This window comes from Streptomyces sp. NPDC090106, from assembly GCF_044747265.1.
Classification (GTDB): Bacteria; Actinomycetota; Actinomycetes; order Streptomycetales; family Streptomycetaceae; genus Streptomyces.
Genome location: NZ_JBIVDS010000004.1, coordinates 683,875 through 704,315, shown reverse-complemented (window position 1 = coordinate 704,315; position 20,441 = coordinate 683,875). Strand labels below are relative to the sequence as shown.

At 72.6% G+C, this 20,441-nt stretch carries 14 protein-coding genes, 2 tRNA genes and 1 riboswitch; of the genes, 6 read left to right on the top strand and 10 right to left on the bottom strand.

The annotated features are described in order from the left end of the window. Positions 1 to 180: 180 nt before the first annotated feature. Positions 181 to 2,274, bottom strand: a complete 2,094-nt coding sequence (locus ACIPSE_RS17010) for an asparagine synthase-related protein (RefSeq protein ID WP_401663059.1) — start codon at positions 2,272 to 2,274, stop codon at positions 181 to 183. Between the two features lie 683 nt (positions 2,275 to 2,957). Here ACIPSE_RS17010 and ACIPSE_RS17005 point away from each other — a divergent pair. The 4 genes from ACIPSE_RS17005 (at position 2,958) to ACIPSE_RS16990 (ending at position 8,648) form a co-directional block, all read left to right on the top strand. Next, complete coding sequence (locus ACIPSE_RS17005; RefSeq protein ID WP_401663057.1) at positions 2,958 to 4,382, top strand: MFS transporter; 1,425 nt, start codon at positions 2,958 to 2,960, stop codon at positions 4,380 to 4,382. A gap of 63 nt (positions 4,383 to 4,445) precedes the next feature. Continuing rightward, positions 4,446 to 5,666, top strand: a complete 1,221-nt coding sequence (lhgO, locus tag ACIPSE_RS17000) for an L-2-hydroxyglutarate oxidase (RefSeq protein ID WP_401663055.1) — start codon at positions 4,446 to 4,448, stop codon at positions 5,664 to 5,666. A gap of 779 nt (positions 5,667 to 6,445) precedes the next feature. Further along, positions 6,446 to 7,288 carry a tRNA (guanosine(46)-N7)-methyltransferase TrmB gene (gene trmB / locus ACIPSE_RS16995; RefSeq protein ID WP_401663053.1) on the top strand — a complete coding sequence of 281 codons (843 nt, stop codon included), beginning with the start codon at positions 6,446 to 6,448 and terminating at the stop codon, positions 7,286 to 7,288. Between the two features lie 10 nt (positions 7,289 to 7,298). Beyond that, positions 7,299 to 8,648: a PrsW family intramembrane metalloprotease gene (locus tag ACIPSE_RS16990; RefSeq protein WP_401663051.1), complete on the top strand. Its 1,350-nt coding sequence runs from the start codon at positions 7,299 to 7,301 to the stop codon at positions 8,646 to 8,648. A 4-nt stretch (positions 8,649 to 8,652) separates the two neighbouring features. Here ACIPSE_RS16990 and ACIPSE_RS16985 read toward each other — a convergent pair whose 3' ends face one another. From ACIPSE_RS16985 to ACIPSE_RS16960, 6 genes are all read right to left on the bottom strand, one after another. Continuing rightward, positions 8,653 to 9,597, bottom strand: coding sequence for an aldo/keto reductase (locus ACIPSE_RS16985; protein ID WP_401663049.1), 945 nt, complete (start codon positions 9,595 to 9,597; stop codon positions 8,653 to 8,655). 127 nt (positions 9,598 to 9,724) lie between these two features. Next, positions 9,725 to 10,789, bottom strand: coding sequence for a M23 family metallopeptidase (locus tag ACIPSE_RS16980; RefSeq protein ID WP_401663047.1), 1,065 nt, complete (start codon positions 10,787 to 10,789; stop codon positions 9,725 to 9,727). Between the two features lie 11 nt (positions 10,790 to 10,800). Then, positions 10,801 to 10,958: riboswitch (cyclic di-AMP (ydaO/yuaA leader) on the bottom strand. Between the two features lie 246 nt (positions 10,959 to 11,204). After that, complete coding sequence (locus tag ACIPSE_RS16975; RefSeq protein ID WP_401663045.1) at positions 11,205 to 12,296, bottom strand: PP2C family protein-serine/threonine phosphatase; 1,092 nt, start codon at positions 12,294 to 12,296, stop codon at positions 11,205 to 11,207. Between the two features lie 122 nt (positions 12,297 to 12,418). Next, positions 12,419 to 12,492 (bottom strand) — tRNA-Met (locus tag ACIPSE_RS16970). 67 nt (positions 12,493 to 12,559) lie between these two features. Continuing rightward, positions 12,560 to 13,780 (bottom strand): alginate lyase family protein, encoded by a 1,221-nt coding sequence (locus ACIPSE_RS16965; protein WP_401663043.1) that lies wholly within the window; start codon positions 13,778 to 13,780, stop codon positions 12,560 to 12,562. Positions 13,781 to 13,844: 64 nt separating this feature from the next. Continuing rightward, positions 13,845 to 14,963 carry a dihydrofolate reductase family protein gene (locus ACIPSE_RS16960; protein ID WP_401663041.1) on the bottom strand — a complete coding sequence of 373 codons (1,119 nt, stop codon included), beginning with the start codon at positions 14,961 to 14,963 and terminating at the stop codon, positions 13,845 to 13,847. Between the two features lie 70 nt (positions 14,964 to 15,033). On the opposite strand from ACIPSE_RS16960, the gene ACIPSE_RS16955 reads away from it, so the two are divergent. After that, positions 15,034 to 15,564 carry a MarR family winged helix-turn-helix transcriptional regulator gene (locus ACIPSE_RS16955; protein WP_401663039.1) on the top strand — a complete coding sequence of 177 codons (531 nt, stop codon included), beginning with the start codon at positions 15,034 to 15,036 and terminating at the stop codon, positions 15,562 to 15,564. 124 nt (positions 15,565 to 15,688) lie between these two features. Then, positions 15,689 to 16,330 carry a GTP cyclohydrolase II gene (gene ribA, locus ACIPSE_RS16950; protein ID WP_401663037.1) on the top strand — a complete coding sequence of 214 codons (642 nt, stop codon included), beginning with the start codon at positions 15,689 to 15,691 and terminating at the stop codon, positions 16,328 to 16,330. A 70-nt stretch (positions 16,331 to 16,400) separates the two neighbouring features. On the opposite strand, the gene ACIPSE_RS16945 is transcribed toward ribA, so the two are convergent. The 3 genes from ACIPSE_RS16945 to ACIPSE_RS16935 all read right to left on the bottom strand — a co-directional run bounded on the left by ACIPSE_RS16945 (position 16,401) and on the right by ACIPSE_RS16935 (position 20,319). After that, positions 16,401 to 16,473 (bottom strand) — tRNA-Lys (locus ACIPSE_RS16945). Positions 16,474 to 16,561: 88 nt separating this feature from the next. Beyond that, positions 16,562 to 18,136, bottom strand: a complete 1,575-nt coding sequence (locus ACIPSE_RS16940) for an amino acid permease (protein WP_401663035.1) — start codon at positions 18,134 to 18,136, stop codon at positions 16,562 to 16,564. A gap of 68 nt (positions 18,137 to 18,204) precedes the next feature. Then, a complete protein-coding gene (locus tag ACIPSE_RS16935) occupies positions 18,205 to 20,319 on the bottom strand; it encodes an FG-GAP repeat domain-containing protein (protein WP_401663033.1) in 2,115 nt (704 codons plus the stop codon). Positions 20,320 to 20,441: the final 122 nt, after the last annotated feature.

Genomic DNA, 20,441 nt, shown 5'->3' with positions numbered 1-20,441 from the left:
GAGCACGGGCTTTGTGGACGGGGGATGCACGGGCGGGCTTTTTTCGCCCCCGCCGCCCTTTCCCTTTCCCGTACCAGGGGGCGCTGCCCCCTGGCCGCCGCCATCGGCCCCGAACGGGCCTCGTCCTCACACGCCGGACGGGCTGAAGCCACTGACCCGGCGACTGACCCGGCGTTGGAATCAGCCCCTTCTCGCCCCCGCCCCCAGCACCCCCCTCTGCGGTGTGATGCCCGCCGGGACCGCACGCGCGCGGGCCGGTGTGCCGGTCCAGCAGGTGCCTCGGCGGGCCAGGAGGCGGCGGAGCCAGAGTTCGAGCGCCACGAGGTCGGCGAGGCCGTCCAGGGGGAGGGGTTCGCCCTCCGCCGCCGCGCGGAGCGCCTTGCGCACCACGCGGGCCTCGACGAGACCGGCCTCGGCCAACAGCGGGGTGCCGAAGAGGGACATCAGGGAGTCCACGGAGACGCGCAGCCCGGTGCGGGCGGCGACGGCCGCCGGGGCGTGGGAGGGCGCGCCCCAGCCCGGGGGGAGGTCGCCGACGCCAGCGCCCTGGAGGACCGTGCGCAGGATCGCGGCCCGCGCCCCCGGCTGGACGCGCAGCGCCTCCGGCAGGGCCCGGCAGGCGCGGACGACCTGGTTGTCGAGGAAGGGGGCGTGCAGGCGCTGGAAGCGGATCTCGGCGGCCTGTTCGAGCACGCGCAGGTCCGCGGCGTGCCGGGCGAGCGCGGCCCGCGCGCGGTAGTCGCCGGGGCGCTGGCCGGGGCCGATGCCGGAGCGGTTCGTCGCACCCTGGAGGCGAACCGATACTTCAGCGAGGGCCTCGCCGGTCAGCCAGCGGGCCGCGGGGCCGGGTCTGGCCCAGGTGAGGGCGGCGAGGGAGGCTCCCACGGCCCCGCCGGGCTCCTCGAAGCGGCGGGCCATCAGCCGGTCGGACAGCGCCTCCAGGCCGGTCCGGTAGGGGGTGCGGGCCAGCCGGCGGGCGGCGCCGTACACGCGCGCGGGGACCAGCACCGAGCCGTCCGCCTTCGCCAGCGCGGCGACGGGGCGGACGAGATGGCGGCGCTTGCGGTCCATCAGGAGGTCGGCGAGGCGCGCCGGATGGGCGTCGAGGACCTGGCGGGCGCCGTAGCCGGTGAAGTGGTCCGCGCTGCCGGAGGCGAGGCGGGCGCGGTGGCGGGCCGCGGTGACCAGGCTGGGGCCGGGTTCGTCGGTGAGCGGGCCGTCCAGGTCGGCGTACGGGAGGGTCTCCTCGCCCCCGGCGACCACCACGTGGTGGAAGCGGGGGTTGGCGGCGAGGTTGCCCGCGCGCTGGAGTTCGGCCTCCCGGCCACCGACCGCGAGGTCGTTGAAGGTGACCGCCAGCAGGCGCTCCCCGGCCCCCGTGCCGTGCCCGAGGACGGTTCCGGGGGCGCCCGGCAGTCCGGCGGCCAGCAGCGCGAGCGTGCCCGACGCCGGGCCGCCGGAGAGGTCCGCGCCGATGCCGGGGACCGGGGTCCCGCGCGCGGCGCGGCGCTCGGCGGGGCCCATGCCGGGGACGGGGCCGGGGTCGATGTCGGCACCGGGGACGTGGCGCGGGGCGGACAGGCGGGCGCGTACCGCCTCGACGAGCGCGTCCCGTACGGCGTCCACGGCGCGGTCGGGGTCGGCGGCGGGCGCGGCGACGGCGAGGGAGGCCACCGGGTCGTACCCGGCGATCTCGCGCGCCCCGGCCCGCAGGATCAGCGCGTGCCCCGGAGGGATGCGCCGTACGCCTTCGTAGGGGGTCGAGTCGTGGAGGGCGGCGGGGACGTCGGGGGCGGCCAGGAGCGCCGCCAGGTGCCCGAAGTCGAGGTTGGCCTCGATGAGGTCGGCGAGCGGGAGCGCGGCCGTCGCGTAGGCGGTGCCGCCGGCCCAGGGGCTGTAGAAGACCGGGCGGGCGCCCGCGAGATCGCCGCAGACGGTGAGGCGGCGGCCGACCTGGACGACCGCGGTGTAGCTGCCCGACCAGTGGGTCAGATGGCGCAGCGCCCCGCCGCGCGCGGCGAGCAGGCCGACCCTGAGCTGTTCGTCGCTCGCACCGCAGGTGCCGAGGACGGCGATCCGGGTCCGGGGGTCGACGGTGATCACGCGGACCTCGTCGGGGCGCCAGTCGCCGACCGCCCACAGCGGATCCGGGTCGCCCCACAGCAGGTGGGAGCCGACCGGATGCACCGTCTCGCCGTCGCCGCCGTGGGCGCCCGCGGAGCCGGTCTCGACTGCTCCCGCTGCGGTGCTGCTCCATCCCACCAACCACCGCATGGACGCCTCCACAGGCTGTGGACAACCAGTGCACCGTACGAACCGGTTCACCATGCTGCCATGAAGGAGGCATGCCGGAGGGCCGACGGAGCCGCTCGAGATCCGTCGGACCCGGCCCCGCGCACCTGCCCGCAAACGCTTGAACACCCGTACGGGGCACGGTGTCTGCGACGCGAATGCGCCCCCGGAATGCTCCCCCCGAACGCCCTTCGCGCCGTCAATTTCCGTGGTGGGAGGCTTAATCGCCCAGGAGACGAGGGGTCGGTTTTCGGCCAAATCGGTGGAGCGGGGACAGGCTCGCGCACGCTCCGTACAGGCTCTGCGCACCGCCTGGGCAACGCGCAGTCCGGGGAACGGAGTTCGCCCCCCGGACCGTTCCGCCGCCCGCGGGGATGGAGGCGGCGGAATCCCCCAGCCCACTGGATCCAGTACAGCGGGCCGACCCACGCACGATCCATGGAACCGCTCCCGGTGTGGCCGGAGAAGAGCGCACGCACGGGCGCACGGCCACACAACGGGAGCACGCCACGACGGTGCGTAGGGAGGCCGCACGCGCGTACGGACCACAATCCCGCCAACCGGAACAATGCCCCTTAACGCTTGGGATGCGGCGAACTACGCTGGGTTTACGAATGCCGCGTGGTTATGCCAGCGCGGCAGCCGTCTGTGTCGAGGGGTGGCGCATGTCCAGGGAGCAACGCGGGCCGAACGAAAAACTCGGCGCCGTTCTCGCCCTCGCGGGAATCAGCAACGCAGGCCTCGCGCGTCGCGTCAACGATCTTGGCGCTCAACGCGGGTTGACACTTCGCTACGACAAGACGTCGGTGGCGCGCTGGGTGTCCAAGGGCATGGTGCCGCAGGGCGCCGCGCCGCACCTCATCGCCGCCGCGATCGGCCAGAAGCTCGGCCGCCCGGTACCGCTCCACGAGATCGGTCTGGCGGACGCGGATCCCGCACCGGAAGTAGGGCTCGCCTTCCCCAGGGACGTGGGCCAGGCCGTCCGGTCCGCGACGGAGCTGTACCGGCTCGACCTCGCCGGCCGCCGTGCCGGTACGGGCGGTATCTGGCAGTCACTGGCGGGTTCGTTCGCGGTGAGCGCTTACGCGACGCCCGCCTCCCGGTGGCTGATAACCCCGGCCGACAGCTCGGTCGCCCGGGAGGTCGGACCCGACGGGGGCGCCGCCGCGGCGCTCAAAGTCGGCCACAGCGATGTGCAGAAGCTGCGCGAGGCCGCCGAGGACGCGAGGCGCTGGGACTCCAAGTACGGGGGTGGCGACTGGCGTTCGTCCATGGTGCCGGAGTGCTTACGGGTGGAGGCGGCACCGCTGCTGCTCGGCTCCTACTCCGACGAGGTGGGCCGGGCACTTTTCGGTGCCAGCGCCGAACTGACCCGGCTCGCCGGGTGGATGGCGTTCGACACCGGCCAGCAGGAGGCCGCGCAGCGCTACTACATCCAGGCGCTGCGGCTCGCCCGCGCGGCGGCCGACGTGCCGCTCGGCGGCTATGTCCTGGCCTCCATGTCCCTCCAGGCGACCTACCGGGGCTTCGGCGACGAGGGCGTCGACCTCGCGCAGGCCGCGGTGGAACGCAACCGGGGCCTGGCGACCGCCCGCACCATGAGCTTCTTCCGCCTGGTCGAGGCACGCGCCCACGCGCGCGCGGGTGACGCGCACGCCGCCGGAGCCGCCCTGAAGGCGTCGGAGGGCTGGCTGGAGCGGGCCCGCGACGGCGACGCCGACCCGTCCTGGCTCGGCTTCTACGGCTACGACCGGTTCGCCGCCGACGCCGCCGAGTGCTACCGGGACCTCAAGGCGCCCCGCCAGGTGCGGCGCTTCACCGAGCAGGCCCTGTCGAAGCCGACGGAGGAGTTCGTGCGCTCGCACGGGCTGCGGCTCGTCGTCTCGGCCGTCGCCGAGCTGGAGTCGGGCAATCTCGACGCCTGCTGCGAGCAGGGCGTGCGGGCCGTGGAGGTGGCCGGACGGATCTCCTCCGCCCGCACCACCGAGTACGTCAAGGACCTGCTGCACCGCCTGGAACCGTACGGCGACGAGCCGCGCGTGGTGGAGCTGCGCGAGCGGGCGAGGCCGCTGCTGATGGCCCCGGCCTAGAGAGGCGGCCCTTCGGGCGTTTGAACGCGTTGTCAGTGGCACAGTGCACTATCGAGGTGGGAGGTGGTGCACGTGCGTTCTGCGGTCGCTCACGACTGTGACGTGCTCGTGATCGGCGGGGGCATCGTCGGGCTGTCCACGGCGTACGCGATCACGCGGGCCGCACCCGGGACGCGGGTGACCGTGCTGGAGAAGGAGAACGGCCCCGCCCGGCACCAGACCGGGCGCAACAGCGGGGTCATCCACAGCGGGATCTACTACCGCCCCGGCTCGCTCAAGGCGCGGTACGCCGTGCGGGGCGCGGCCGAGATGGTCAAGTTCTGCGCCGAGTACGGCATCGCGCACGCGGTCACCGGCAAGCTGATCGTCGCGACGGAACGGGACGAGCTGCCGCGCCTGCACGGCCTGGTCCAGCGCGGCCGGGAGAACGGCATCCCGGTGCGGGAGCTGGGCGCCGCGCAGATAGCCGAGTACGAGCCCCGGGTGGTGGGGCTCGCCGCGATCCACGTCGGGACGACCGGCGTGTGCGACTTCGTCGGGGTCGCCCGGCAGCTCGCCGAGGCGTCCGGCGCGGAGATCCGGTACGGCGCGCGCGTCGAGCGCATCGACCGCCGCCCGTCGCTCGGGGTCGCCGTGCGCACGGCCACCGGGGACGTCCTGCGCGCCCGCGCGCTGGTGAACTGCGCCGGACTGCACTGCGACGAGGTGGCCCGGCTGGCCGGGGACGACCCGGAGATGCGGATCGTGCCGTTCCGCGGCGAGTACTACGAGCTGGCGCGGCCGGAGCTGGTCCAGGGCCTGGTGTACCCGGTGCCGGACCCGGCGTTCCCCTTCCTCGGCGTGCATCTCACACGCGGCATCGACGGCGGCGTGCACATCGGGCCGAACGCGGTGCCGGCGCTGGCCCGCGAGGGATACGGCTGGGGGGTCGTGCGGCCGAGGGAGCTGGGGGCGACGCTCGCCTGGCCCGGCTCCTGGCACATCGCCCGGCGGCACTGGCGCTACGGCGCCGGCGAGCTGCGGCGGTCGGTGTCCAAGGGGGCGTTCACCCAGGCGGTGCGGCGGCTGCTGCCCGCGGTACGGGAGGACGACCTGGTGCCGACGGCGGCCGGGGTGCGGGCCCAGGCCGTGCTGCGGGACGGGACGCTGGTCGACGACTTCCTCATCAAGGAGGGCCCGCGGACCGTGCACGTACTCAACGCCCCCTCCCCCGCGGCCACCGCCTCACTCCCGATCGGCCGGGAGGTGGCCCGCCGGGCACTGGCGGCTCTGGCCACGGACTGAGGCCGCCCCCACCCACCGGGAACACCCCGACACCGGGGACACCCCGACCCCACCACGAAGCGCCCCACCACCCCGAACCACCCGGCCGCACCTGGGGATGCCCGGCGCCCCTGGAGCGTCCGCACCTGGTCCGGCCTACCGGCGAGCCCCACCGCACGGGCGGCACACCGGCAGCACCCGGCCCCACCCGGGAACGGACCGTCGCACCGGGGCACCCCGGAAGCGCTGCGGCAGAACCCGCCACACCAAACCGCCCGGCCGCCCAGCCGCACCTAGGGATGCCCAGCGCACCGGGGAACGCCTGATCCTGGTCCGCCATACCGAGGAGGACCGTCGCCCGAGCCACGCACCGCGAGCACCCGGCCCCACCCGGGAACGGACCGTCGCACCGGGGCACCCCGGAAACGCTGCGGCAGGACCCGCCGCACCAAACCGCCCGGCCGCCCAGCCGCACCTAGGAATGCCCAGCGCACCGGGGAACGCCTGATCCTGGTCCGCCATACCGAGGAGGACCGTCGCCCGAGCCACGCGCCGCGAGCACCCGGCCCCACCCGGGAACGGGCCGCCGCGCCGGAGGCACCCCGCACGCACCACGGCAGGCTCCACCGCGCCGAGCCGCCAAGCCACCCGGCCGCCCGGCCGCACCGAGGGATGCCCGGTCCCACCCCGGGCCGGGACCGTCCTCCCCGGAGGCCCTCGGGCACCCCCGGGCGCCCCGGGACGTGGTGCGGCGCACCAGGGCGTGGTCCTCTCGTCGAGAACGTAAAATCGGGCGCACTGTGTCTGACTTCCCCAACACCCCCGAAGCGTCCCGGCCCGACGACGCGTCCGCGCACACTCCCGGCGTCTCCGTCCGGCACACCCGCGGCAAGGGCGAGCCTCGGTTCCCCGACGGGCCGAAGGCCGATCCCGCCGGGTCGCACTTCGAGCGGCGCATCCGCAGCTTCCAGCCGCGGCGCAGCAGGGTGACGGCCGGGCAGGCGGACGCGTTGCAGCGGCTGTGGCCCCAGTGGGGGCTGGACATCGACGGGCACGCGGTGATCGACCTGGCCGAGCTGTTCGGCAACGCCCGCCCCGTGGTGCTGGAGATCGGCTTCGGGATGGGCGAGGCGACCGCGCAGATGGCCGCCGCCGACACCGGCACGAACATCCTCGCCGTGGACGTGCACACCCCGGGGCAGGGCAATCTGCTCAACCTCGCCGACCAGAGCGGGCTGAGCAACGTCCGGGTCGCCAACGGGGACGCCATCATCCTGCTGCGCGAGATGCTCGCCCCCGACTCCCTCGACGGGCTGCGCGTCTATTTCCCCGACCCCTGGCCCAAGAAGCGGCACCACAAGCGGCGGCTGCTCCAGCCCGAGTTCCTGGACCTCGCCGCGACCCGGCTCAGGCCCGGCGCGATCGTGCACTGCGCGACGGACTGGGAGCCGTACGCCGAACAGATGCTCGAAGTGCTCACGGCCCATCCCGACTTCGAGAACACCCAGGCCCACGGCGGTTTCGCGCCACGTCCCGGCCACCGGCCGCTGACCCGTTTCGAAGGCCAGGGACTGGACAAGGGTCATGTCGTGAACGACCTGTTGTTCCGTCGCGTACAGCGGGGACAACCCCTCGCTCGTTAGGGTCGATGCCGTGACCGCCCTTCCGCCGTATCCGCCGCACCCCACCGGTCCCCCCGGCGGTGCCGCGCCACGGCGTGCGCACTGGTGGCAGCGCGGATGGGTGCGCTACGGCGCGCTCATCACCCTGCTCGCCCTGTCCGGGCTGGTCATCCTCGCCCTCGTGCGCGAACAGACCGGCACGGAGGGCTTCCTGGTCGGGCTCGGGCTGGCGATCCTGCCCGTGCCGCTGCTGATAGCCGCGTTCCGCTGGCTGGACCGGGTCGAGCCGGGCCCCTGGCGCAACACCCTGTTCGCGTTCTCCTGGGGCGCCTGCGCGGCGGCGCTGATAGCGATCGTCGCCAACAGCTTCGCGACCCGCTGGATAGCGACGGCGACCGCGGACCCGTCCGGCGCGGACACCCTGGGCGCGACGGTCATAGCCCCGGTCGTCGAGGAGTCGGCGAAGGCCGCGGCGGTCCTGCTGCTCTTCCTCTTCCGCAGACGGGACTTCACCGGGATCGTCGACGGGGTGGTGATCGCCGGGGTCACCGCGACCGGCTTCGCGTTCACCGAGAACATCCTCTACCTCGGTACCGCGTTCGGCACCGACCAGCTCACCGGCGACAGCGGCATCGCCTCCGTCACCGCCGCCACGTTCTTCGTGCGCGTGATCATGTCCCCGTTCGCGCACCCCCTGTTCACGGTGCTGACCGGCATCGGCTTCGGCATCGCGGCGCTGTCCGCGGACCGCCACCACATCCGCCGCGTCCTGTTCCCGCTGTCCGGGCTGCTGCTCGCGATGGGCATGCACGCCCTGTGGAACGGCTCCTCGGCGTTCGGCGAGTTCGGCTTCTTCGCCGTGTACGCAGCCTTCATGGTCCCGGCGTTCGGCCTGCTGACCTGGCTCGTCGTGTGGACCCGCCAGCGCGAGCTGCGCACCGTCCGCGAGGAACTCCCCGCCTACGCCGTCGCCGGCTGGCTCATCCCCGCCGAACCCTTCGCGCTCGGCTCCATGCGCGCCCGCCGGATCGCCCGCCAGTACGCCAAGCTGCACGCGGGCCGCTCCGCCGCCCGCGCGGTCGCCGAGTACGAGGCGTACGCGACCTCGCTGGCGTTCCTGCGCCACCGGGGCCGTCACGGCCGCGCCGGCGCCGACTTCGTCGTACGGGAGCGGGAGCTGCTGCAGCAGCTGTGGGCCCGGCGGGACGCGGCCCGGCCCGCGCTGGACCACGCCGCCCGGATGACGGCCCCGCCGGTACCGGTGGCCGCGCCCCCGTGGCCGATCCCCGGGGTGTACGGCCAGGGGTACGGCCACGGGCAGGCCTACGGGTACGGGCAGCCGGCGGGACCGCACCCGTCGTACAACCCGTACCGCTCCTAGGGGGTCAGGCCGACGCCTCGGTGAGGCGGGCGAGTTCCGCGTCCGTCAGGGTCAGGTCCGCCAGCTTCAGCAGCGCGGGGAGCTGGTCGACGGTGCGGGCGGAGGCGATGGGCGCGGCGACCGTGGGGCGGGCGGCGAGCCAGGCGAGGGCGACCGTCGCGACCGGTACGAGGTGGGCCTCGGCGATGTCGTCGAGGGCGGCGAGGACGCTGCGGCCCCGCTCGGTGTCCAGGTGCTTGGCGGCGCCGGCGGCGCGCGGGCTGTCGACGGTGGCCTCCGGGCGGTACTTGCCGGTGAGGAAGCCCGCGGCGAGCGCGTAGTACGGCACCGCGGCGAGGCCCCAGCGCTCGGCCGTGTCCTGGAGCTCACCCTCGTAGGTGTCCCGGGAGACCAGGTTGTAGTGGGGCTGGAGGGCCACATAGCGGGCCAGTCCCTCGCGCTCGGAGAAGCGCAGCGAGGCGTCCAGGCGCTCGGGGGAGATGTTGGAGGCGGCGATGTGCCGGACCTTGCCCGCCTTCACCAGCTCGTCCAGCGCGCCGACGATCTCCTCGACCGGCACCTCGGGCTTGTCGAAGTGGGTGTAGTAGAGGTCGATGTGGTCCACGCCGAGGCGGGCCAGGGAGGCGTCGGCCGCCGCCTTGATGTTGGCGGCCGTCAGCCCCTGGAACCGCGGGTGCTGGCTGACCTTCGTGGCGATCACCACGTCGTCGCGGTTGCCGCGGGCCTTGAGCCACTTGCCGATGACGGTCTCGGACTCCCCGCCCGAGTTGCCGGCCACCCACGCCGAGTAGGAGTCGGCCGTGTCGACGAAGTTGCCGCCCGCGGCGGTGTACGCGTCGAGGACGGCGAAGGACTGCGCCTCGTCGGCGGTCCAGCCGAAGACGTTGCCGCCCAGGGAGAGCGGGAAAACCTCAAGGTCGGACGTGCCCAGCTTGCGAAGAGAAGTCATGGACAGTGACAACCCCGGTGGCGAAGGACCCTATTCCGGCCCGTCGGCAAAGGCGCGCAAAAACCGGCAGCCCTGACGTCGGGGGGTGAGCGTCAGGACTGCCGGACATCTCCGGAGGAGCGACGGATCAGGGGGTCAGGCCCTTGCTCTGCAGCCAGGCCATCGGGTCGATGCCGGTCTCGGCGCCGCCGGGGTGGACCTCCAGGTGGAGGTGGGCGCCGGTCACGTTGCCCGTCGCGCCCACGCGGCCGATGACGTCACCGGTGGCGACCTTCTGGCCGACGCTGACGCTGATCGAGGACTGGTGGCAGAACCACAGCTCGGTGCCGTCGTCGAGGGTGAGGATCGTGCGGTAGCCGTAGGAGCCGGCCCAGCCGGCCTCCGTGATCGTCCCGGAGTGCACGGCCTTGATGAGGGTGCCCGTGGGAGCGGCGAAGTCGAGGCCCGTGTGGTACCCGGAGGACCAGAGCGAACCGGCCTGACCGAAGGTCGAGGTGATCGTGTACGACGAGGTCGGCAGCGTGTACTGCTTGGCGAGCTCGGCGAGACGCTTGGCCTCGGCCTCCTCGGCGGCCTTCTTCTCGGCGGCCTTCTTCGCGTCGGCGGCCTCTTCCGCGGCCTCCTTGGCGGCGGCGGCCTCGGCCTTGGCGACCTGGTCGGCAGCGGCGGTCTGGACCGCGAGCTGCTCCTTGTTGTCGACCTGGTTCTGCTGGCTCTCGGCCTGGGCCATGATCCGGTTGCGCAGCGACTCGCCGGCGCCGGAGGTGGAGTCCTCGTCGTACCCGGCGGCCGTGACCGTGGGCGCGGCCGTCGCCGTGGCCGACTTGGCCAGGTCGCTGAGCGGGGTGGTGGAGCCCTCGGGCTCCTCGTCGCCGCCGGAGATGAAGGACGGCACGACGTCGGGCATGGAGATGGAGACCGGCGGCTTGCCGGTGTTGGCGCTGGCCATGCCGGCCCCGCCGACGGCGGCTATGACACCGACGCCCAGAACCGTGGAGCTGCGCGCGAAGCCGTTGCTGCGCTGCTTGGCGACCCGGTGCTTGCCGCGTACCGGACGGACGGACTCCTCGGTGGGATTCCAGACCTCCTGCGGGCCCTCGTCGTGGTGGTAACTGCCGTAACCGAAAACGTCGCTCTCGGAGCGCTGGCTCGGCATGTACGGGGCCTCGGGGGCAGGCCTGTTCGACGCCACGTGGGCGTACTCCTTTCCTTCCTTCTCGCCTACCGGGTTAGCTGACGGGTTCGGAGCAGGAAGGTCTCCTACGCGCGTATAACCGCCGTGCTGCCACGGCGACTTACGAGCGATTCACCCCAAGGTGGTGGTTCCCCGGTTCCCTCGCGGGATTCGGCGCGTGCGCACGGAGCCGACTCTTGTGACGGCTGGGACGACCGCGCTGCGTTATCGAACGTTAATAGACCCGGGCCCCGTATTCCAAGCCGTTCCCGTTGATCGTTAACGTTTTTCCGCTGGACGTAGGGGTCATGGACGGTGAAAAACGGGCGAGTTGACCGCGCCTCAGTGATCTCACAGGTATTGACGGTATGTCAGTTGTTATGCGGAGGGCGCTCGCCCGATCACCCCCCGTAGCAACGGCTGCGCGAGGGCCTCAGGGCCGCCGTACGGCGAGCAGCGCCATGTCGTCGGTCGTCGCTCCCCCGGTGTGCCGGCGCACCTCCGCGGCGAGCGCGCCGAGCAGGGCGCCGGGGTCGCGGAAGACCCGGCCGGTGAGCCAGGACCGGGGGTCGTAGAACTCGCCGTGGCGGTCCCGGGCCTCGGAGAGCCCGTCGGTGTACAGCAGCAGGGTGGCGCCGCCGGGGAAGCCGGTCTCGTCCGCGCGGTCGGGCCGGCCGCCGAGGTCGCCCATGCCGAGCGGCAGTGCGGCCTCGGTGGGACGCAGGACGCGCACGGTGCCGTCCGGGCCGAGCAGCAGCGGCGGCGGGTGGCCGCGGTTGACGATCCGCACGGTCCCGTCGCCGTGCGGGAGTTCGGCGAGCACGGCGGTGGTGAACCCCTCGGCGGCGTCGAACCCCTCGCGCCGGCCGCCCTCGCGGGCCAGCGCCCGCTCCAGCCGCCCCGCGACCGCCTCCAGGGTGGCCTCCTGCTCGGCGGCCTCCCGGAACGCCCCGATGACGACGGCGACGGCGGCCACCGCGCCCATCCCCTTGCCCCGCACGTCCCCCACGACCAGCCGCACCCCGTAGGGGCTGTCCTGGACGGCGTACAGGTCCCCGCCGATGAACGCGTCCCGCTGCGCCGCCTCGTACCGCACGGCGACGTCGTAGCCGCCGGTCCGCTCCCCGGGCACCGGCAGGACCGCCCGCTGGGCCGCCTCGGCGATCACCCGCTGGGAGGCGAGCAGCCGGTCGCCGCGGCGCAGGACCTGGCTGAGGACGACGGCGAGCACGGCGACGGTGAACACGGTGAGCGTCTCGGTGAGGGTGTCCGGGTCGACGCCGTCGCCGAAGCGCACGTGCACGGCGTAGGTGGCGGCGAGGGAGGCGGCCCCGATGACGGCGGTGCCGGTCAGCGAGTAGACGGGGGCGGCGACCAGCGGGGCGGCGGTGAAGAAGGGGATCGCGGTGAAATCCCGCGGGGTGAGCACGTCGTAGGGGATGCCGGCGACGATCAGCAGGACCGGGAGCAGGCGTACGGCTAAGACGCGCCGCCCTTCCGCCGCCCTCGCCGCCGTCTCCGCCACGGGTCCAGATTTCCCGGAGCGGGGCCGGGCGGCGAGCGGTGTGGACCGACCGGGCGAAACCGGGGGCCGCAAAACACTCAGGGCCGGAAGTCATCGGATGACTTCCGGCCCTGAGCCGTGAGTAGCGGGGACAGGATTTGAACCTGCGACCTCTGGGTTATGAGCCCAGCGAGCTACCGAGCTGCTCCACCCCGCGTCGGTGAGACCAACCTTACCCCATTCCCGGAGTGCTCGTCGCACACATTCCTGACCTGCGGTTCTCCTCAGTCGGTGGGGTTGTTCGCGTGGGTGAGGGTCTCCCAGGAGACGAAGAGATCGTCGGTTCCGGCGGGGCGGTTCTCCTCGGCGAGCTTGTGGGCGGCGGGGACGGAGAGGCCGAGCCGGCCCTCCAGGTGGTTGAGGGCGACCTCCAGGTCCGGTCCCATGTTCCGGTCGACCTTCCCGCCGCACAGCCACGCGGGCGCGGACTCGCCGGACTGGTAGCGGGCGTGGAAGTCGAGGGTGTCGGCCAGCCGGTCCTTGACCTCGCCGTACAGGTCGACGCCCTGGTGCCAGGCGGTCTCGGCGATGTGCGCGGTCGCGGCGACGGAGTACCCGACGTGCTTGAAGTTGCGGCAGGTCTCCTGCGAGAGCCCGTCCTTGTACGTCTTCTGCCCGAACCAGTACGTCGTGAGCTTCTGCGGGGTGCCGACCGTCGATCCGGCGGGGGTGAGCGGGACCTTGCCGTCCTTCTCCAGGTAGAAGTAGGCGGGCACGCGCTCCCGGAACCGCTCGACGGCGTGGTCGAACGCCTTGCGGTCCTCCAGGAAGACGGCGATACCGATGGCCGCGTCGGTCATCACCAGGTCCCAGTTGCCGTTGTAGTCGGGCACCTTGCGGGTGACGGCCGGCAGGTACGCGGTGCGCAGCATGTGCTCGAACCGGGCGACCCGGTCCTCGGGCCAGCCGCCGCCGTCGGTGTGCCGGACGATCTCGGCGGCCCGCGCCCAGGTGGAGCCGGCCCAGCCGGTCTGGAGCCCGGCGTCCTCCTCGGTGTGCCGGCGCATCTTCGCCGACCAGGCGTCCATGATCTCCCGCGCCTTCACGGCGTGCTGCCGCTTGCCCGTGACCCGGAAGAGCAGCGCCTGGGTGTAGGCGGCGATGGCGTCCTCGCGCTCCTGGACGCACCCGTGCGCGGGCCGGTCGGCGTGGTCCCCGCCGGGGCAGTCCACGCTCGCGTACGGCTCGGCCCGGTACTTGTAGGCACCGTACGTGCTGTCCCGCATCGCCAGATAGGCCGTCAGCCACGGCTCCTTGCCCGCCGTGACGTTCTCGCGCACGGCGTTCAGCTGCGCGTCGCTGACCAGCACCCCGGGGTGGGTGAACGACGCGTCGGGCGGCAGCGCCCGGGCCATGGTCCGGGTCCCGTCCCCGCCCGTCACCGCACACGCGGTGCCGAGCAGCGGAACGACCAGCAGTACGGCGAGAATTCGGGCTGACCTCATAGGGGCAGCGTCACGTGCCCGGGGGCGGGCCGCAGGATCTGTTAGGCCAGCAGGTGGCTGCCCGTCAGCCCGGCAGGTGGCCGTTGGGTGCCTTGGCCCGGCTCTCATACTCCGGCAGGACGACCACGTCGACGCCGTTCGCCGTCAGGAGGCCGTTGCCGTCGGCGGACGCGACGAAGGTGTCGGGCTCGCGCCAGGCGGTGACCACCCGGCGCACGCCGGCGTCCAGGATCAGGCGGGCGCAGGGGGCGGGGCGGGAGGCGCGGCGGGCGCAGGGTTCGAGGCTGCTGTAGACGGTGGCGCCGGGGAGCCTCGGGTCGGCCGGGTCGAGCTTGGCGAGGGCGGCCTCCTCTGCGTGGACGACGGGGTCGCCGCCCTCGCGGGAGTGGCCGCGGGCGAGTTCGGTGCCGTCGGAGGCGACGACGACCGCGCCGACGCTGAACGCCGTCTCGGAGGGCGGGCAGAGGGCGGCCAGGTCGCAGGCGAGGGCCAGCCAGTGGCGGTCGGCGGAGGCGAGGCCGGGGGCGGTGGGCTCGTAGCGCATGAGGACGACGTCCTCGATCCGCCGGGTCTCCACCAGCCGGAGCCGGCCGGGTCCGTAGGCGCCGGGGCCGAAGAGCCGGGGCGCGTCCGGGTCGCCGACGAGGAGGGGGGCGAGGACGAGTTGGAGCTCGTCGGCGAGACCCCGCTGGAGGAGCTGGGTGTGGATCTGCCCGCCGCCCTCGACCATGAGGCGGCGGACACCGCGGGCGTGGAGGTCCCGGAGCAGCGCGTCCCAGTCGAGGTCGGGGCCGAGGGGGACGACGTCGGCGGCGATCTCGCGCGCGCGGGCCGTCTCGGCGCCCTTCGCCGTCGTGTAGAGGACCTTGTCGCCGCCCGTGTGCCAGAAGCGGGCGGCCGGGTCGACGTCGCCGGAGCCGCTGACCGTGACCTTCAGCGGGTACGCGGGCCGGCCGGAGGCGACGCGGGCGGCGCGCCGCTCGGCGGAGTTGACCAGCAGACGCGGGTTGTCGGCGCGGAGGGTGCCGGCGCCGATGAGGATGGCGTCGACGGAGGCGCGCACGTCGTCGACGCGGTCGAAGTCGGCGGGGCTGGAGAGGAGCAGGCGCTCGGGGCTGGTGTCGTCGAGGTATCCGTCCAGGGAGACGGCGGCGGACAGCAGGACGTAGGGGTACGGGGGCATGGGGCGCGCTCACTCTCACTGCCGAACGGGCGGGCTTGGTTAAAGTTTGAAACAAACTTACACTGGCGGTATGACGACTCGCTGGCTCACGGACGAGGAGCAGCGCGCCTGGCGCGCGTACATCGCGGCGACGCACCTCCTGGAGGACGCGATCGACCGGCAGCTCCAGCAGGACGCCGGCATGCCGCATCTGTACTACTCCATCCTGGCCAACCTCTCCGAGGCGCCGGACCGCAGCCTGCGCATGACCGACCTGGCCGCGAAGTCGAAGATCACCCGGAGCCGGCTGACGTACGCGGTGACCCGGCTGGAGAAGGACGGGCTGGTCAGCCGCAGGGACTGCGACTGGGACAAGCGCAGCAGCTTCGCCTCGCTGACCGACGAGGGCATGGCGGTCCTGGAGCGCACCGCGCCCGGACACGTACAGACCGTGCGCTCGCTGCTCTTCGACCAGCTCACCCCGGAGCAGGTGGGGCAGTTGGAGGAGATCTTCACGGGGGTCGTACGGGCCCTGGAGAGCGACGAGGAGCGCCCGACGCCGGAGGACGTGCCGTGGCGACGGCGTTCGTCGGGATCGGGTCCGTGTCCGGGCACCTCATGAGCCACGCCTGACAGGGGCCCCTCCCGAAAACTGTTGCTTCAAATTTAAAACATAGGTAGGGTTCCGGACCATGGATCTGCTTCAAAACTGAAGCAGCTGCCGACAGACGGACCCGGAGACCCCCATGACCGACTTCCCCGCCGCCACCCTCCGCTCCCGTGTCCGCGTTCCGCTGCGCTTCGGGGACGGTTACAGCGTCGACGCGGAGCTGGTCACCTTCCACGGCCTGACCGACGGCCAGGAACACATAGCGGTCGTCCTGGGCGAACCCGGGCAGGGAGCCGTACCGCTGGTGCGGCTGCACTCCGAGTGCCTCACCGGCGACGTCTTCGGCTCCGCCCGCTGCGACTGCGGCCCGCAGCTGCGCGAGGCCGTGGAGCGGATCGCCGAGCGCGGCGGCGTCCTGCTCTACCTCCGCCAGGAGGGCCGCGGCATCGGCCTCTACAACAAGCTCGACGCCTACGCCCTCCAGGACCAGGGCCTCGACACCTACGCCGCGAACACCGCGCTGGGCCTGCCGGAGGACGGCCGGGACTACACGGCCGCCGCCCAGATGCTCCGCGCCCTCGGCATCGACTCCCTGGACCTGCTCTCCAACAACCCCGACAAGGCGGGCCAGTTGCGCGAGCTCGGCATCGACGTCCACGACCGCGTCCCCACGGGCGTCTTCACCACCGCCCACAACGTCCGCTACCTGCGCGCGAAGGTCCTCCAGACCCAGCACACGCTGCCGCTCGGCGAGTTGACGGACCGCACGGCGGGCTGAGCGGCCCCGCCCCCGGACACACCGCAGCGCCCGACCCGACGGACGTCGGATCGGGCGCTGCCGCGACCGGTAGGCCCTGTGGGACTCGAACCCACAACCAATGGATTAAAAGTCCACTGCTCTGCCAATTGAGCTAAGGGCCCAGGCGATGTTGCCTCCCCGAGCATAGCGGGAGGTGGCCGCGTCTCCGATCGGGTATCGGTGACGCGGCCGCGTCCCGGGGGTGAAGGGTCAGGGATCGACCGGTTCGGGGGCATCCTTGAGCGCGCGGGCGGCCAGCCGGGCCCGGGTGCGTTCGTGGTCGGGGTTGAGGAACCAGTGGCGGGCCGACGCCCACCACCAGGTGGCCGCGAAGCCCAGCACGACCAGGACGGCGACCGGGGCGTAGTTGAAGGTCTCCCAGGTGACCGGGGAGACCTGGGGCAGCATGAAGAGGATCGTGATCACACCGACCCAGGCCACCGAGACCACGCCGATCGCCCTCGACCAGCGCCCCAGGTGCCAGGGGCCCCGCTGGAACTCGTCCCCCTTGCGCAGCCGCAGCAGGGTCGGGATGACGTACGCGATGTACAGGCCGATGACCGCGATGGAGGTCACCGCCGCGTACGCCGTGACGTTGATCAGGTAGGGCAGACCCAGGACGAGGGCGCCCAGCGCGGCCAGCCAGACCGCCGCCACCGGGGTCCGGGTACGAGGGCTCACCGTGTGCCAGACCGACGAGAACGGCAGGGCGCCGTCGCGCGAGAAGGCGTAGATCATGCGGCTGTTGGCGGTGACGGAGGCCATCCCGCAGAACAGCTGCGCGCCGATGACGACGAGGAGCAGCAGCTTGCCCGCCGTCGCGCCGAGCGCGTCCAGGAGGATCTGGGCGGGCGGTGCGCCGGTCGGGGAGCTCAGGGCGCCGTCGTAGGACTGGATGGCGAAGGTGAAGCCCAGCAGGAGCACGAAGCCGGCGACCCACGACGTCCAGATCGACTGCACGATCCCCTTCGGGCCCGCCGTCGACGCGTCGTGCGTCTCCTCCGTCATATGGGCGGAGGCGTCGTAGCCGGTGAAGGTGTACTGGGCCATCAGCAGGCCGATCAGGACGACGTAGACGCCGCTGCCCCAGCCCGTGTTGTTCACGAACTCGCCGAAGACGAAGGACGCCGACTGGTGCTTGTCCGGCGCGAAGGTCAGCGCGCCGACGATCACCGCGACGCCGATGACGTGCCACCACACGCTGATGTCGTTCAGCAGGGCGACGATCCGCACGCCGAAGGTGTTCAGCAGGCCGTGCAGGACGAGGATGCCCGCGAAGAGGAGGATCGTGCGGCCCGGCGTCACCTCGAAGTCGAACTGGAGGTTCAGGTACGCGCCGAGGAAGGAGGCCGCGCCGAAGTCGATGCCGGCGGTCACCGCGACCTGGCCGAGCACGTTGAACCAGCCGGTGAACCAGGCCCAGGCAGCCGCCGTGCGCGGAGGCGCGAGGCGGTGCGCCCAGAAGTACAGACCCGCGGACGTCGGGTACGCCGAGCAGATCTCGGCCATCGCCAGGCCGACGAACAGCGTCATCAGGCCGACGGCCACCCAGCCCCAGGTGATCACCGCCGGGCCGCCGGTGTTCATGCCGAACAGGTAGAGGGTGAGGCAGCCCGACAGGACCGAGATGATCGTGAAGGAGACCGCGTAGTTGGAGAACGCCGACATCCGGCGGGCCAGGACCTGCGTGTAGCCGAGCTGAGCGAGCCGTTCCTCGTCCGAGAGGCCGGCCTCGCCCTGGGACGCGGCCTTGGACGGCCCGCTCGTTATCGCGTCATCTGTCATGCCCCCAGCAATGCCCTCGCCGGGGGCGTGACACACGTCACAACTTGGCTAGAAACAGAACGGTGCGGCTAGAAAACACCCTTGTAACCTTGCCAGCCCGTCGCGATCTTCACCCGGCCCGCGAAGGACCCCTTGCCGTTGCCGGTGTTGCGCCACAGGGTGCCGCCCGAGTCCCGCGAGACCAGATCCGCCTTCCCGTCCCCGGTGATGTCACCGACCCCGACGACGGCGTTGTAGGAACCGCCCCAGGCGGTGAAGAGCTTGACGCGTTCCTTGACCTGGCCGGCGCCCGTACCGTCGTAGCGCCACAGAGTGTTGGACTTGTCCAGCGCCAGGACATCGCCGTAGCCGTCGCCGTTCAGGTCGCCCGCGCCGACGATCTTCTTGTAGCCGGACCAGGTGCGGATCCTGACGCCCTCCTTCAGCTTCCCGTTGCCGCCGTTGGCGAAGAGGTACACGTCGCCGTTGGACGCCTTGCGGGCGAGGAGGTCGGCGCGGCCGTCTCCGGTGAGGTCGCCCGGCGAGGTCAGGACGTCGTACGCGTTCCAGCCGGTGCCGAGCGAGACGTAGCTGTTGGACGGCTTGTACGTGTTGCCGCAGCGGCCCGTGTAGCGCCGCAGCTCGCCGCCCGGCATCCGCACCAGCATCTCGGCGCACCGGTCGCTGCCCATGTCCGCGAAGGGCACCGCGAGCGACCCGGCGGGCCAGCCGGAGCCGGAGTACTTGAAGTCGAAGGTGCCCTTGCCCTTGGTGAAGTGCAGGGTCAGGCCGCCCGAGGAGTTGAGGGTGACCAGCTCGCCGTAGTTGTAGTAGCCCTGGTCGTGGAAGCCGGCGAGGCCGCCGCCGTACCCGAGCGAACCGCCCGTGGTGTAGGTGCCGCCGCCGTCCTGGGCGACGGCACGCAGGCTCCAGGTCTTGGGGCCGTTGGAGAGGTACGCGCCCGCGTCGGACCTCAGGTCCCAGTCGACGTCGACGGCGGCGCCGCTGCCGGTGATGGTGCGCTCGGTGCGGCCCTGCGCGTCCTTGACGGTGAAGGTCCAGTCGGCGGGCTTGTTCAGATGCCAGAAGCTGCCCCAGTACTCGACGCCGTTCCTGCCCTTGACGTCGACCGCGTCGCCGGCCACGTCCGACTCGATCTTCGCCAGCGACTGGGCGGGCACCCCGCTCGGCACGATCCGGATCGCCGCGTCCGCGCCCACGTACGCGATGTCGCCGCCGAGCTTGTCCACCGTCCAGGTCAGCCGCCGCTGGTCGGCGGTGCTCCCGGCGGGCAGGTCGGCGATCCCGCGCGCGGCGGCGGACGTACCGGAGTGGAAGTCCGTCAGCATCAGCTTCCCGGCGCTCCGGTCGTGCTGGACGAGATAGCCGTCACCGACGAGAGCGGGCCCGGAGGGGACCGTGATGTTCTTCTTCGCCGTGCGGTCGTACACGCCCGCGGCGCCCGTCGCGCCGCAGTTCCAGTAGATCCAGCGGCCGACGACCTGGAGCTCCTTGACCGTGCAGGGCGCTCCGGTGGAGACGGTGGCGACCGTCTTCCTCGACTCCAGGTCGTACTGGGTGACGACGCCGTTGCCCGAGCCGGGCGTCCACAGCGCCGAACCCCACACGGACGCGGCGGTGACGGAGCGGGTCAGCCGGACGTCCGCGGTGCGGTAGGTGTCCACGGCGTCGACGTACTGCCTGCCGGTCGAGGTCGCCTGGTAGACGTAGTAGCGGCCGGTGACGTCGACGAAGCGGCCACCGGTGACCGTCGGCTGGTCCGTGCCGCTCAGGGAGTCCTCGGTCAGCCGGATCTCGGCGGTCTGCTTCCCGGTGCCGTCGTCCATGAAGTAGCCGACGTAGGTGCTGCCGAAGGTGCGCAGCGGCACGCAGGTGCCCGCGTCGCACGGCACCCGCTGCATGTGGCTGCCGCCCGCGTAGGTCTCCGCGTAGCCGCGGGACGTCGAGGACAGCACCGTGGAGCCGTCGGCGGAGATCTGGCGTCCGATCACCCACTGGTAGCCGCTCGGCGCGACCTCCACATCGGTCAGGAAACCGCCCGCGAAGTCGAGGCCCCAGACGCCGCTCGTGCTGATCGGCGTCGGGGTGGTGTCCGCGGCGGCCGGGCCCGCGGTGGTGAGTGAGCCGGCGCCGAAGGCGGCCAGGCCGACGAGAGCGAGAGTGATCCGGGCACGCCGGGTCAAGGTTCCCTCCCCAGGGATGTCAGAAGGCTCGGACGAAGGCGCCGCGGCAGGCCTCGTCACATTCCCCCTCGGCCACATTCCGCCACGCGAGCGCGGGGAATGCTAACAACTGGCCCTCTGGA

Bases quoted from the DNA above. Each gene is read 5' to 3' on its own strand.
- ACIPSE_RS16965 (WP_401663043.1), bottom strand. From the start codon at position 13,780: ATGAGGTCAGCCCGAATTCTCGCCGTACTGCTGGTCGTTCCGCTGCTC.
- ACIPSE_RS16955 (WP_401663039.1), top strand. From the start codon at position 15,034: ATGACGACTCGCTGGCTCACGGACGAGGAGCAGCGCGCCTGGCGCGCG.
- ACIPSE_RS16985 (WP_401663049.1), bottom strand. From the start codon at position 9,597: ATGACTTCTCTTCGCAAGCTGGGCACGTCCGACCTTGAGGTTTTCCCG.
- ACIPSE_RS16940 (WP_401663035.1), bottom strand. From the start codon at position 18,136: ATGACAGATGACGCGATAACGAGCGGGCCGTCCAAGGCCGCGTCCCAG.
- ribA (WP_401663037.1), top strand. From the start codon at position 15,689: ATGACCGACTTCCCCGCCGCCACCCTCCGCTCCCGTGTCCGCGTTCCG.
- ACIPSE_RS17010 (WP_401663059.1), bottom strand. From the start codon at position 2,274: ATGCGGTGGTTGGTGGGATGGAGCAGCACCGCAGCGGGAGCAGTCGAG.
- ACIPSE_RS16960 (WP_401663041.1), bottom strand. From the start codon at position 14,963: ATGCCCCCGTACCCCTACGTCCTGCTGTCCGCCGCCGTCTCCCTGGAC.
- ACIPSE_RS17005 (WP_401663057.1), top strand. From the start codon at position 2,958: ATGTCCAGGGAGCAACGCGGGCCGAACGAAAAACTCGGCGCCGTTCTC.